The following is a 12,249-nucleotide window of genomic DNA, read 5'->3' on the forward strand; positions in this document are numbered from 1 at the left end:
AAGAGAACACGCCAACTTGATAAGAGGAAATAAACCATGCTGACCGGAAAAGCAGCAAAAAAGACATTATTTGAATATATTGGTATTGTTGGTCATCCTCGACATCCAGAGGCATTGGCAACTCATGAACAACTTTATAATTGGCTTCGAGCGCAAAAATATAAAGTTATTGTTGAACGACAAATTGCTCAACAGCTTAAACTAAAAAATGCCACCATTGGTGGATTAACAGAAATTGGTAAAACAGCTGATTTAATTATTGTTGTTGGCGGTGACGGTAATATGCTCGGCGCTGCTCGTGTTCTATCACGCTATGAAAATAAAGTTATTGGCATCAATCGCGGTAACCTTGGTTTTTTAACTGATCTTGGGCCAGATAACGCGCTACAACAGCTAACAGAAGTATTAGCTGGCTATTTCTATGAAGAACAACGCTTCTTACTGGAAACTCAAATCAGCAAAAAAAATCACAAACCTCTCATGAGTACGGCAATTAATGAGGTCATTTTACACCCCGGCAAAGTGGCTCACATGATTGAATTTGAAGTTTATATTGATGATCGCTTTGCCTTTTCTCAACGTTCCGATGGACTAATTATTACTACACCAACTGGCTCAACCGCTTATTCACTCTCTGCCGGTGGCCCGATACTCACTCCAAATCTTGAGGCTATCGCGCTAGTCCCTATGTTCCCTCACACCCTTTCATCGCGTCCATTAGTCATCAGAAGCGATAGTAGTATTAAATTAAAATTTAGACAAAAAAACATCAATTATGAAATCAGCTGTGACAGCCAAATTATTTTACCTATCCAAGATGATGATGAAGTATTAATCAAACGAAGTAATAAAAAACTTAATCTCATCCACCCAAAAGATTATAATTATTTCAATACATTAAGTTCAAAATTAGGCTGGTCAAAGAAAACCTTTTAATTTTTTTTAATTACCACTTTACTGTATAAAAAACCAGTTTATACTGTATTTATTAACAGTTGTGTTTTTACATACAGGAAAAGCACATGCTTATTCAATTAACCATCAATAATTTTGCCATTGTCCGCAAACTAGAAATTGATTTTCATCCTGGTATGAGTGCTATTACCGGTGAAACAGGGGCTGGCAAATCAATTGCAATTGATGCATTAGGTTTATGTTTAGGCAACCGAGCGGATACCAATATTGTTCGCCCTGGTGCTTCTCGTACCGATATCTGTGCCTATTTTTCTCTTACTGATACTCCTTCAGCGCAAGATTGGCTTAAAAATTATCAGTTAGATAACCATAATGAATGCTTGCTACGCAGAACCATCACTGCTGATGGACGATCACGTGGTTTTATTAACGGCACAGCGGTTCCCTTATCACAATTGCGCGAACTAGGGACGTTACTTATTCAAATACATGGCCAGCACGCTCACCAATTATTATTAGATAATCAGCATCAAAAATTTCTGTTGGATACTTACGCTAACCAAATCACTCCTTGGCTGAAATGAAATCGGCGTGGAAAAATTGGCATCAAAGCTGCCAAGAACTAACGAAATTTCAACAACAAGCAACTGAACGCCTGTCGCGCCAACAACTTATTGAATATCATCTTAAAGAATTGGGTGAATTGATACCACAAGCTGATGAATATCAAAAATTAGAGCAAGAGTATAAACAGCTAGCAAATCGTGAACAATTTCTTTCCTTGAGTCAAAATGCATTACAAATTCTTAATGACAATGAGGAACAAAATATTATCAGTATGCTAAATCATGCAAAGCAAGAAATTAATGAGCTTGCTTCTGTTAGTAATCAATTCAGTCATTTACTTGATATGCTTGAAGAGGCATCGATCCAAATTAATGAAGTGAGTAATGAATTGCGTCATTATGGTGATCGAACGGAGCTAGATCCTAGCCAACTATTCGAATTAGAACAACGCATCGCGAAATATGTCAATTTAGCCCGTAAACATCGGGTTGCGCCCGAATTATTGTTTGAATTACACCAACAACTACTGGCAGAACAAGAAAAACTAAATCAGCAGCAAGATGATTGTGACCACTTAACTAGTCAGGTCGAAGTTCAACATCAATATGCATTAGAAATAGCCGGCAAACTCCACCAAATACGGCAACAATATGCCAGTGAATTAAGTCAATTAATCACCAACAGTATGCATCAACTTTCAATGCCTCATGGCTATTTTACGGTTGATGTAAATTTTAATCCTGAACATTTACAAATTGATGGAGCAAGCCAAGTAGAGTTCAACGTGACAACCAATCCTGGGCAACCACATCAAGCATTAATAAAAATTGCTTCAGGTGGAGAACTATCACGCATCGCGCTGGCCATACAAGTCATTACAGCCCAAAAAATGGATATTCCCGCACTTATTTTTGATGAAGTTGATGTGGGTATTAGCGGTGCTACCGCCGCGGTGGTTGGAAAATTGTTACGTGAATTAGGCAATTCAACTCAAGTTATGTGTGTTACCCATTTACCTCAAGTTGCAGCCTGTGGACATCACCATTTTTATGTGAGTAAACAGACCAATGGCTGTGAAACAGAAACACAAATGCAATTATTAGATAAAAAAACTCGCTTACAAGAGATTGCCCGTTTACTGGGTGGTAGTGAAGTAACAAAAAACATCCTGGCTAGCGCAAAAGATCTACTTGCTGCTTAAAAACATCCTCAACTTTATTGTATAGTATAGGTCATAGAAAAATGAGGAAAGGTTTTCAATTTCATCAATGTCGATTATTATCGATATTCTGACTCTTAAAGGAATATATGACCATGCGTTGTAAACTGTTAATTGCTGCTGCTATGTCTGTTGTTGTTTTAACAGCGAGTTGTTCTATAGCAGAACGACTTGTTTACCGTCCTGACATTAATCAAGGCAACTATCTTTCTGCCAGTGATGTTGCAAAAATCCAAAAAGGAATGACGCAACAGCAAGTAGCCTATACATTAGGAACACCAATGCTAAAGGAACCGTTTGGCCAGCAAGTTTGGTATTATATTTTCCGTCAACAGCCTGGACATGAAAAAGTTAAACAGCAAACACTAACACTCACTTTTGATCGCAATGGGATTTTAGTTGACATTAAAAATAACGATACCTTAGCAGCACAAAAAGCATCAACACTTATATAGATGCTACATCACGTTATTGATATTTATTTAAATAAATATTAATAGACTGCCAATTAGGCGACATTTAAATTGGCGGTCAACCTATCTCATTACAAACAGGCTATTAAGATTTTTGTTTGGCTTTTTCTGCCCGTTTACGACGTATCTCTTTCGGATCAGCAAGTAATGGACGATAAATTTCAACCCGATCACCATCAGATAAGATATCGGATAATTTAGCGGGTCGACTATAAATACCGACTTTATTTTTACTCAAATCAATGTCATCTCGAAGTGACAAAATACCTGATTGCATAATTGCCTCTTCAACACTCGCACCTTCTGCTAGCTTGACGTGCAACAGAAATTGCCTATCCGGCAATGCATAAACCACCTCAATATTTATTTCAACCACGATAAACCTCGTGAGCACGTTGAGTAAAAGCTTGTACCATATTTCCAGCCAGCTCTTTAAAAATCCGACCAAAAGCCAACTCAATCAATTTATTAGTAAATTCAAAATCAAGATATAATTCCACTTTACAGGCATTTTCATTTAAAGGTGTAAATAACCAATTACCCATTAATTTACGAAATGGCCCTTTTACCAACTGTATTTGAATACTCTTATTATCTTGCAGTATATTATGCGTAATAAAAGTTTTACTAATACCCGCTTTAGCAACCTCAACCGACGCAGTCATTTCATTATTAACATGATTCAGCACCCGACTGCCCACACAACCTGGTAAAAATTGTGGATATGAATCTACATCATTAACTAAATTGTACATTTTCTCCGCACTATAAGGCACTAATGCAGATCGACTAATTTGCGGCATAACCATTCTCACCAAATAAATCAGAGACAATAATAACATTGATATACACTTAAATAAAAATTCTGCACGACAACTTAGTCTAATAAATGCTCACTTAACACCAAATAATAGATCCTTACCGTGCCATTTATTTATACATACAGTATAATCGCCAATTATGACAAAGAAAAAAGCACACAAGCCCGGTTCGGCAACGATTACGTTAAATAAAAGAGCACGCCATGAATACTTCATCAGTGAAGAAATTGAGGCGGGCTTAGCTTTGCAGGGTTGGGAAGTCAAAGCACTACGCGCAGGTAAAGCCAATATTAGCGACAGTTATGTTTTACTGAAAGAAGGTGAAGCTTATCTTTTTGGTGCAACAATTACCCCGCTAAATGTAGCCTCCTCCCATGTGGTTTGTGATCCAATGCGCACCCGAAAGTTATTGCTAAATCATCGTGAACTAGATTCGCTATTTGGTAAAATCAATCGCGAAGGCCACACAGCGGTAGCATTATCCCTTTACTGGAAAAATGCCTGGTGTAAAGTCAAAATTGGTGTCGCCAAGGGTAAAAAAGTGCACGACAAGCGTTCTGACATTAAAGATCGCGAATGGAAGTTAGACAAAGCGAGAATTATGAAAAACGCAGGTCGATAATGACCTAAGTGCTAGCATTATTAAGTTTTTTTCTGATATAATTGAAGTAATCAACTTGGGGCTGATTCTGGATTCGACGGGATTTGCGAAACCCAAGGTGCATGCCGAGGGGCGGTTGGCCTCGTAAAAAGCCGCAAAAAAATAGTCGCAAACGACGATAAATACGCACTGGCAGCTTAATAACCTGCGCAGAGCCCTCTCTCCCTAGCCTCCGCTCTTAGGACGGGGATCAAGAGAGGTCAAACCTAAAAGAGATCGCGTGGATGCCTAGCCTGGGGTTGAAGCGTTAAACTTAATCAGGCTAGTCTGTTAGTAGTGTGTCTGTCCACAGCTAGCTGGCGAATGTAAAGACTAGACTAAGCATGTAGTACCGAGGATGTAGAAATTTCGGACGCGGGTTCAACTCCCGCCAGCTCCACCAATTTTACCTGGTCAGCAGTAGGACAATAGCTTTAAAAACAGCAAGTTATAAAAATTAAGCGGACTTCGATATGACAACAATAGGACTTGAAAAGATACGCAAATGACACGCGTCTTCTCCTGAAAAATACCCATTGACGAAAGAAGAAATCATGCGCTATAGTCCTTCTAAGGTGCTGAACACACTCTAGAAGCGGATACCGCTCCCGATAGTCTAGCGGCTTTTTTATGTCCAAAATTTGTTATGGTCGGGTAGCGAACAGAATATACAACACCCTCCTATTAGGGGAAAACTGTTGGCCGTCTTCTAGCGGTGTTCAAGTACCCGACCGCCCATCTGAACAATGGGATTTATGAACAATCTAGAAGGACATTGAAAATGAATAACCAACTGTCTACCATTAACCCAAAAGTTACTATTCACAATGGAAAAGCAATTACCACATCCTTTTCGGTAGCTGATTATTTTGGGAAAAGACATGATAATGTTTTGCGTGCCATTGATAACATTGATTGCTCGGAAAAATTCACTAACCTCAATTTTGAGGTTTGCTTTAAAAACAATGAGTTACAAAATGGAAAGCCCCAGAAATATTACCAAATGACCAAAGACGGTTTTGTGTTCTTGGTTATGGGATTTACAGGAAAGAAAGCTGCTCAATTTAAAGAGGCTTACATCGCTGAATTCAGCCGCATGGAAACAGAACTTAACACAAATTTACAAGACAATATGACTTATACAGAAGTAATATATGTCGATAAAGGGAAAGTGGTAAGAACCCAACGATTAGAAAAAGGTGAAATTGTGGCAAGCATTGAACACTTTATGCAAATAGCAAGAAAAGCTGGATATATCGTTGTAAGCCAAAAAGAGCTACTGGAAAAGTTAGCTCAATAAAATGAATACTAAACCTAACTTAAACGAAAAACCAATTAATACTCAAAAAACAATAATCAGTTAACTATAATCATGCCCCTGTAAACAGGGGTTTTTTGTGAGGATTTATGAATAAAACATCAATTTTATTAATTTCTTGTCTATTTTCTGGTGCTGTTATAGCAAAAGAAGGCGATCAAACTCTATTATTCGGCTATTTGAATGTTAACTCTAATAGCATTAAAGATAACGTTAATTTAATGCGTAATGATGTAAGAGAGGCCGGAAATACAATAACAAATAGTTTTGGAGTGCCAGCCACTTTGTCTTTGGACAGTTATTCAAACTTGGGCGGTGCTTTTATGCGTTACCGATATGAACTAACTGATGATTGGGGGATTATTAGCTCTCTTGCTTATTCAACAAAAGATTATAATGCCAATGCAAGTGCCACTAAAAATAAAGAAAAAGACAGAATGTCAACAAAAAATAAAGTTTCTGGTGATTACATTTCTTTGATGATCGGCCCAACTTATCGATTTAATGAATATGTTAGCGTTTATGGTTTAATTGGCGGTGCTTATAAAAAAGTTTCTTATGAATCTATTTCTCAAGAATTTAAAAATAACTCATTAATTAATAGCTCAAGAAGTTCTCAGTCAGATAATAAAACAGAAATAGCTTATGGTGTTGGTATGCAAGTTAATTTCTGGCAAAATGCAACTCTTGATCTTGGCTATGAACAATCAGGCAGTGGTGACTGGAAAACAAGCGCTTGGACGGTCGGGATAGGTTATAAATTTTAATTTTCTTGCTTTTGATGCCACACAGAATTTGGTGGCATTTCAACTCTAACATCCAACCATGTCGACATCGGAATATCAACTCGTTCACCGTCAGCATAATGAATTGGCATGCCGTCAATAATCTCTTTAACTCGCCAATTTTGAAAATCTTTAGGTAAATGGGTGTGTTGTCGGTGAAATGTTTGAATCTCGATGCTACCATTAGATAGAATTTTGTCTTTGACATAGATAAGTTCTAATCCGTTAATATCTTTAGGTATTGATACGCCACCATTTATGCCCCATGCACCGTCTGCGTTATAGCCCAGGATGCCAGAAATTAAATATTTTCCTGTATCGAGTCGTTGAACCGTTGCGCCTTCTGATTCCTCATTCGTTTCAAAATTTCCATTAGCGTAAATTTTTATGATGGGCGATGCTTTTTTGAAAAAACCATTTGAATCTGCTCTCATTTTTGGAATGTCAGAGGTTAGTGCCATAATTCCGCTTTTTTGAGGAATTTGTATAGTTGTCTTTGCTCCAACATCATGAATTTGAGTTCGTTTTGAACTTCTAACATAGGCGAATTCAGAACCAGAAGAGCCATTTGTGCCGCCAAGATTGAAGATTGTATCTCCCCTAGCTGATTCAACGTTTAGTCTGCCAGATTTCAACGTTTCAGTTGAATCTTTTTTCGCAAAAGCATCGGTGCTAGCTTTCTGACTCATGACTTTGTTATCAGCATCGCCTACCACCTGTACAATATCAGTTTCATCAAGTTTATTTTTTATCGTCTCACTGACTTCAGTAACTGATTTACTTATTTCTTCAACCTTTTTTGCATCTGCTTTACTTTCTAATGCATCTTTTATTTCTTCAACACTACTTGCATCTGCTTTACCCTCTACTAATTCCTGTAATGCCTTAATTGACTCTAACTTAATCGTTTTTCCACTGGGTAAAGTAAGCTCAACGACACCATTATCCCCCATCCAGGTATCCATGTTTTGCAAAAAATAGAGGATGTAAGTGTTAGCAGCGACAAGCGCTCTTGCCGCATCAGAATTATTATTGGGTTCAGTGAGATTAATGGTGTAAGTTGTGTCGGTAGCTGAGAATGTAGCTTCTTCAGCAAGTACTAATTCCGTATCACTGTTAACGGCTTTAATCATGTAAAGATAATTTATATCCCCGTTTTTAACTAGCATTAACATGCCAGGTGATACTAATGGATTATTACTATTCCATTTCGTGCCTGTGCCTTTGACAATAGTTGAACCTGACACTATTGTAATTGTGCCTGTGTTGTATATCATAATTTTTCTCTAGAAATAAAGGTCGAAATCAATAACGTAAGATGGCGTGCTGTAACTGATATAATCAATTGCTGAAGTATCTACAAAGACCCACTCCAAATTTCTGCCAGGCTGAATAGTTATTTTATTTCCTTGAAAACGATAACCACCCGCTTTGCAATATGTCCAGTCTTGATAAACGCGATCTATCATTTCTGCGCATTCATTTGCTTGTAACATAGGCCTGGCAAATGGGGTTGTTACACCCTGTTGAGTCAGTGTGATATTAGCACCAACCAGAAAAGGTAAATAATTAGATGAATAACTCACTGTTCCTTTTTGATTGTAAATATTAAGACCGTATCTTGTCCTGATAACCAATCCATGGACTGCCTAATCGTCTGTAAATCCATTTATTTCCACTCAAGAAATCAAACAGGTCTTTGGGACGTAATTGCAACTGTTTAGCAGCATCAGTCACACACATAGCACCATCGGATTTAGCGATGCGTTCCAAAGCTGCTACATCAGGTTTCATTTCGGCTATTTGACGATCACGCTCGAGAACTTTTTCAGTGTAACTCAGAAGTGTACTACGAAGAAATTCGGGATCATCAAGTGCTATAATGGGTTTATTAAACGCCTTTAGTTTTTGTAATACAGCACGACGTACAGCTTTTGATTCACGCATGCCAACTAAAGTCATTTGTTCCATATTGAGAACATACCCTTTAACAGCTCGTTTTGCCCCCTGAGAAGTGGTCACGTAAAATTTTTTCGCGACACCTAAATCATCAATCTCGTCTTCGATGCGGGTAATAAAGTGACGATTTTCTATCTGAGGTTCGCCAGCTAATAGCTAATAGCTAATAGGCGCGCCGGATTTATAATGTTGTTGAGAAAGTCAATACTTGACATAGTGACATTTGGTGTTGTAACTGCTAAAGTATTCATGTTGTTAATCTCACTGTAAATGGTTAACTCATTTGAAACCCTAACTGTTCCCGCAGTTGGGGTTTTTGCTTTATTACCCAAAAATTTTTTTATCATAATTAATACTCCAAACAAGTCTTTGAATAATTGCTGAATTTAAAGATAAACCTTCTTCTTTTGCTTTTCTTTCAATTTGAGCTTTCACTCCTTTTGGTAACCGTAATGTTAACTTTTCTGTTGCTCTTTGAGTATATAGTGAATCATTCATTTAATTTTCCTTTTTAGAGGCTATTTGCCGCTAAAGTCAATTTAACACGATTGACAATAAAGTCAAGTAGCCACCATAATTAATTTAGTAAAATATTATTAGGTAACAAAATGAAACGATTTCCAAGTCAAATACAAGATAAGTTTACAGTCAGATTTCCTGATGGAATGCGAGATGCTATAGCTAAAAGAGCCGAAGCTAACGGACGTTCAATGAATTCAGAGATAATCAAAATCTTGCAAGACACATTAGATAATAAAGATCCAATTAATTTTTCTGAAGATACGGTAAAATTTATTGCCATTAATATAGGAAATAAAGGCGAACATTTGTTAACTATTGATTTGGATAAAATAAAAAAGTCTATAAGAAAATAAACCTACATGAGATCAATAGATGCTAATTAATTATGATCCTCTGCGTAATACAGATAATGATTATAGGAATCACCCTTGGGAGAAAACCGCTTATAAAGAAAATATGGGTTTCTACACTAACTTTATAGATTATCCTGAAAAAATAGCTTTAGTCTTGGAGGACTTTATTCCTCACGCTGAACAACCTGCAATTTCCTGTTTCTATAATTACTTACATTGGATAAACGGTAAAGACAGTCCGTTTGAAACGAATGATGGCGCTTTAAGAGAAGGAATTATTGTTAATAACGACAAAATATTTAAAAAATCCCATATGATAGATGGTAGGGTTGAGTTTTTCTTTAGGAATCATGCTGTCAGTTCTAATACAGCAAGTATTACATGGCTAGTTAGAATGTTTTCTCTTTACCTGCAGGTATACAGGCCCGATTTCCTCAATGGAATCGTCGATATCCAGTTTGTTGCGAGGACAGCTTTTAAGGTTTGCCAGACGGATTGTTTCGTTGATTCGTGGAAGAGTAAGTTATCTTCCATCACTTAACTTCTCTCATCTCCACCCCTTTAGCGGCATAACCGGTTACCTGTTTCCCCGCTATCCGCTGACGCTTTTTCGTCAAAAAATGGATATGGTCTTCATAAACATAACGGTATTCACCATCGACAAGGATGTGTTTAAAAGCTTTCATTGGTTGTTTTGCATACTGCACAAATTTATTATTATCTTTATATATCAATACATTAGATGGACGTAACGTTTTTCTTGCTTTCGATTCTTTAATTTCCTTCTCTGCACCCCTGTATATCCAGAATGTTTCTTTATGGCCCGTAATTTTACGTGTACGAACTTTAATATAACCAAGCCGTGCCATTAATCGACTAAACTCATTATTACTTTTTACCAACAAAGAAAGTTCATAGGTTGATTCACATAACCAGCCATGACGAACATACTCTTTGACCAATGCCTTATTGTGTTCAATGTTAATCACTGTATATTTATCATGTTGTCTAGGATGTCGATAGATAACCCAATTATCAAAAGCGTCTTGCCTTTCATTTGTTAATATCTGCACTGCAAAAGTTCTTAACGCTTTTCCATTTTTACGATTCCAATATTCAACCCATGAATCAGAGCGGTTAAGTATCAAAAGACAGTAATCATCAACTTTATGTGAATGCACGCCACGTGAAAAAACCTTATTTTCCAATGGCCTATCTGGACATAACGATGCTTGATATTCATAAGATTTTTTATATCCTCCGGTGAATCCGGTATCACTATCTGCCTCATGAACGGAAATTCCAGAGTTTAGCCAGACTAACCCATTTCCATTGTGTCTCAGTCCTAAATCCGTTAATGTACAGATACCGTTGTTAATGGCTGACCAGTTACCCGTAATCACCGCTTTTCGGCGGTTAAATATATTGAAGTCCTCACTTTGGGCACAAAAATGTCCCTCACAGCGATTTGCCATGTTTTGAATTTTCATATTTTTGCCTATTTGATTTTTATTGGGGTAGGTTTAGCGAAGTACAGGTGAAATTTTCTATTGATACTTTTGGCAATTTATCACGCTTTCCAGCTTTGCCATTGCCAACAGTCCAGTAGTAATCCGTCTTCATAAATTGCATTTTGAACATGGACGGCTGGGATAACATTTCCAGGCATCCTGTTCTGAGAGTGCTTTGTCGCTAAAGCGATACCAATAGACAGGTTCGCCACCATCCTTAACAAGGGTTGCTTCGATTTGGTATTTCATGATTATTGACCTAAATTCCCTTATGCTTGACTCTCAACATTCTGTCCTGTTCAATGAGCTTGCCTATCATCGATAGGATAAATTTAATTTTTTGGTTATCGGATGTCGTTTCATAACGTTGTAACAATGCCAACTCCGGTCTTTCTGAATTTTTTAATATTGACGATATATCGTTTAAATAGGGAGTTAAATTACTCATGGGAATGCTCTCTTTTGATATTACCTGCCCACACTGCCTTAAAGACAATGCCGTGCTGGAAGGATTTAGTGAACATCATAAAAATGATAAATATATTTATGATGTTCCATTTTATTGTAGAAGCTGTGAACAAGCAGGTATTGCTGTTGTGGATTCCTCTACTAACGAAGGTCCTTATTCATATTGCATGCGTAAAAATATAAATATTGTCTTACCTCGTGATAATTCAATTTTTATATTGGATAAGATTTATCCTGAACCGAAAATCAATATATGCCCTCAAGATACTCCTGATAGAGCAGCAAAATTCTTCATTGAATCGAAAGACGATTTGCAGCGTCAGCGCTATGAAACCTGTGTGATGAATTGTCGAAAGGTTATCGATATTTCAACCAAAGAACTTTTGGGGGATGAAGTGAAAAATGAAAAATTATCTCAATGCATTTCCATGCTACAGGCAAAAGATAGAATCACTGAACAAATGAAAAACTGGGCACATATTATTCGAATTGATTCAAATGGCGCTGTTCATTCAGATGAAGAGTTTACTCAAGAAGAAGCGGAAGAAATACTGAATTTCACAGAGTTATTCCTGTTGTACGCATTCACGCTTCCTGCGATGGTTGAACCAAGAAAACAGACCAACCACTACACGTTAAGCTAAATACCACTCTTAGCCACGGTGACTTCGATTTGGTGTTTCATTGGGGGTGTCCTG

At 37.3% G+C, this 12,249-nt stretch carries 15 protein-coding genes, 1 other RNA gene and 3 pseudogenes; 10 read left to right on the forward strand and 9 right to left on the reverse strand.

Going from position 1 to position 12,249, the window contains the following annotated elements; all coding sequences use genetic code 11:
* The first annotated feature begins 36 nt into the window (after positions 1-36).
* The 3 genes and pseudogenes from nadK to bamE all read left to right on the forward strand — a co-directional run bounded on the left by nadK (position 37) and on the right by bamE (position 3,156).
* A complete protein-coding gene (gene nadK / locus AACL31_RS08235; RefSeq protein WP_310511693.1) occupies positions 37-936 on the forward strand; it encodes an NAD(+) kinase in 900 nt (299 codons plus the stop codon).
* A gap of 86 nt (positions 937-1,022) precedes the next feature.
* Positions 1,023-2,683: pseudogene (recN, locus tag AACL31_RS08240) on the forward strand (DNA repair protein RecN).
* A gap of 113 nt (positions 2,684-2,796) precedes the next feature.
* Positions 2,797-3,156 carry an outer membrane protein assembly factor BamE gene (bamE, locus tag AACL31_RS08245; protein ID WP_310511692.1) on the forward strand — a complete coding sequence of 120 codons (360 nt, stop codon included), beginning with the start codon at positions 2,797-2,799 and terminating at the stop codon, positions 3,154-3,156.
* 103 nt (positions 3,157-3,259) lie between these two features.
* Here bamE and AACL31_RS08250 read toward each other — a convergent pair whose 3' ends face one another.
* Both AACL31_RS08250 and AACL31_RS08255 read right to left on the reverse strand, forming a co-directional pair.
* Positions 3,260-3,550, reverse strand: coding sequence for an RnfH family protein (locus AACL31_RS08250; RefSeq protein WP_032114780.1), 291 nt, complete (start codon positions 3,548-3,550; stop codon positions 3,260-3,262).
* Positions 3,543-3,977: a type II toxin-antitoxin system RatA family toxin gene (locus AACL31_RS08255; RefSeq protein ID WP_032114831.1), complete on the reverse strand. Its 435-nt coding sequence runs from the start codon at positions 3,975-3,977 to the stop codon at positions 3,543-3,545. Before AACL31_RS08255 ends, AACL31_RS08250 begins: the two co-directional genes overlap by 8 nt.
* Positions 3,978-4,134: 157 nt before the next feature.
* Here AACL31_RS08255 and smpB point away from each other — a divergent pair, with 157 nt between their 5' ends.
* The 4 genes from smpB to AACL31_RS08275 all read left to right on the forward strand — a co-directional run bounded on the left by smpB (position 4,135) and on the right by AACL31_RS08275 (position 6,720).
* A complete protein-coding gene (gene smpB, locus AACL31_RS08260) occupies positions 4,135-4,617 on the forward strand; it encodes an SsrA-binding protein SmpB (RefSeq protein ID WP_310511691.1) in 483 nt (160 codons plus the stop codon).
* A gap of 57 nt (positions 4,618-4,674) precedes the next feature.
* Positions 4,675-5,038, forward strand: a transfer-messenger RNA (tmRNA) gene (gene ssrA, locus AACL31_RS08265).
* A 378-nt stretch (positions 5,039-5,416) separates the two neighbouring features.
* A complete protein-coding gene (locus AACL31_RS08270; RefSeq protein ID WP_310511690.1) occupies positions 5,417-5,935 on the forward strand; it encodes a Rha family transcriptional regulator in 519 nt (172 codons plus the stop codon).
* Positions 5,936-6,042: 107 nt separating this feature from the next.
* A complete protein-coding gene (locus AACL31_RS08275; protein ID WP_310511689.1) occupies positions 6,043-6,720 on the forward strand; it encodes an Ail/Lom family outer membrane beta-barrel protein in 678 nt (225 codons plus the stop codon).
* Here AACL31_RS08275 and AACL31_RS08280 read toward each other — a convergent pair.
* The 5 genes and pseudogenes from AACL31_RS08280 to AACL31_RS08300 all read right to left on the reverse strand — a co-directional run bounded on the left by AACL31_RS08280 (position 6,717) and on the right by AACL31_RS08300 (position 9,195).
* Positions 6,717-8,015, reverse strand: a complete 1,299-nt coding sequence (locus AACL31_RS08280) for a hypothetical protein (protein ID WP_310513274.1) — start codon at positions 8,013-8,015, stop codon at positions 6,717-6,719. The genes AACL31_RS08275 and AACL31_RS08280 overlap by 4 nt on opposite strands.
* 9 nt (positions 8,016-8,024) lie before the next feature.
* Positions 8,025-8,324, reverse strand: a complete 300-nt coding sequence (locus tag AACL31_RS08285; protein ID WP_310511687.1) for a hypothetical protein — start codon at positions 8,322-8,324, stop codon at positions 8,025-8,027.
* A gap of 22 nt (positions 8,325-8,346) precedes the next feature.
* A complete protein-coding gene (locus AACL31_RS08290) occupies positions 8,347-8,532 on the reverse strand; it encodes a phage antirepressor KilAC domain-containing protein (RefSeq protein ID WP_339053997.1) in 186 nt (61 codons plus the stop codon).
* A gap of 98 nt (positions 8,533-8,630) precedes the next feature.
* Positions 8,631-8,948 (reverse strand): annotated as a pseudogene (locus tag AACL31_RS08295) (hypothetical protein); the annotation flags it as partial.
* Positions 8,949-9,021: 73 nt separating this feature from the next.
* The gene (locus AACL31_RS08300; RefSeq protein WP_310511686.1) at positions 9,022-9,195 is read right to left on the reverse strand and encodes an Arc family DNA-binding protein; all 174 of its coding nucleotides are present in this window, start codon (positions 9,193-9,195) and stop codon (positions 9,022-9,024) included.
* A 110-nt stretch (positions 9,196-9,305) separates the two neighbouring features.
* Between AACL31_RS08300 and AACL31_RS08305 the strand changes: the two are divergent.
* Together AACL31_RS08305 and AACL31_RS08310 are read left to right on the forward strand one after the other, a co-directional pair.
* A pseudogene (locus tag AACL31_RS08305) lies at positions 9,306-9,449 on the forward strand (Arc family DNA-binding protein); the annotation flags it as partial.
* 142 nt (positions 9,450-9,591) lie between these two features.
* Entirely contained in the window at positions 9,592-10,113 is a 522-nt protein-coding gene (locus AACL31_RS08310; protein ID WP_310511685.1) for a hypothetical protein, read from the forward strand.
* On the opposite strand, the gene AACL31_RS08315 is transcribed toward AACL31_RS08310, so the two are convergent.
* Both AACL31_RS08315 and AACL31_RS08320 read right to left on the reverse strand, forming a co-directional pair.
* Complete coding sequence (locus AACL31_RS08315) at positions 10,106-11,062, reverse strand: hypothetical protein (RefSeq protein ID WP_339053902.1); 957 nt, start codon at positions 11,060-11,062, stop codon at positions 10,106-10,108. The two genes, AACL31_RS08310 and AACL31_RS08315, sit on opposite strands and share 8 nt — an antisense overlap.
* 129 nt (positions 11,063-11,191) lie before the next feature.
* Complete coding sequence (locus AACL31_RS08320; RefSeq protein WP_339053919.1) at positions 11,192-11,332, reverse strand: DUF1187 family protein; 141 nt, start codon at positions 11,330-11,332, stop codon at positions 11,192-11,194.
* A gap of 197 nt (positions 11,333-11,529) precedes the next feature.
* Between AACL31_RS08320 and AACL31_RS08325 the strand changes: the two genes are divergently transcribed.
* Positions 11,530-12,195, forward strand: a complete 666-nt coding sequence (locus AACL31_RS08325) for a DUF4145 domain-containing protein (RefSeq protein WP_310513254.1) — start codon at positions 11,530-11,532, stop codon at positions 12,193-12,195.
* Positions 12,196-12,249 lie beyond the last annotated feature (54 nt).

Source organism: Arsenophonus endosymbiont of Crataerina pallida, from assembly GCF_964020125.1.
Taxonomy (GTDB): Bacteria; Pseudomonadota; Gammaproteobacteria; order Enterobacterales; family Enterobacteriaceae; genus Arsenophonus; species Arsenophonus nilaparvatae.

Coding starts and splice junctions, on each gene's coding strand:
- nadK (WP_310511693.1), top strand. CDS start 37: ATGCTGACCGGAAAAGCAGCAAAAAAGACATTATTTGAATATATTGGT.
- bamE (WP_310511692.1), top strand. CDS start 2,797: ATGCGTTGTAAACTGTTAATTGCTGCTGCTATGTCTGTTGTTGTTTTA.
- AACL31_RS08255 (WP_032114831.1), bottom strand. CDS start 3,977: ATGCCGCAAATTAGTCGATCTGCATTAGTGCCTTATAGTGCGGAGAAA.
- smpB (WP_310511691.1), top strand. CDS start 4,135: ATGACAAAGAAAAAAGCACACAAGCCCGGTTCGGCAACGATTACGTTA.
- AACL31_RS08270 (WP_310511690.1), top strand. CDS start 5,417: ATGAATAACCAACTGTCTACCATTAACCCAAAAGTTACTATTCACAAT.
- AACL31_RS08275 (WP_310511689.1), top strand. CDS start 6,043: ATGAATAAAACATCAATTTTATTAATTTCTTGTCTATTTTCTGGTGCT.
- AACL31_RS08280 (WP_310513274.1), bottom strand. CDS start 8,015: ATGATATACAACACAGGCACAATTACAATAGTGTCAGGTTCAACTATT.
- AACL31_RS08290 (WP_339053997.1), bottom strand. CDS start 8,532: ATGAAACCTGATGTAGCAGCTTTGGAACGCATCGCTAAATCCGATGGT.
- AACL31_RS08300 (WP_310511686.1), bottom strand. CDS start 9,195: ATGAATGATTCACTATATACTCAAAGAGCAACAGAAAAGTTAACATTA.
- AACL31_RS08310 (WP_310511685.1), top strand. CDS start 9,592: ATGCTAATTAATTATGATCCTCTGCGTAATACAGATAATGATTATAGG.
- AACL31_RS08315 (WP_339053902.1), bottom strand. CDS start 11,062: ATGAAAATTCAAAACATGGCAAATCGCTGTGAGGGACATTTTTGTGCC.
- AACL31_RS08320 (WP_339053919.1), bottom strand. CDS start 11,332: ATGAAATACCAAATCGAAGCAACCCTTGTTAAGGATGGTGGCGAACCT.
- AACL31_RS08325 (WP_310513254.1), top strand. CDS start 11,530: ATGGGAATGCTCTCTTTTGATATTACCTGCCCACACTGCCTTAAAGAC.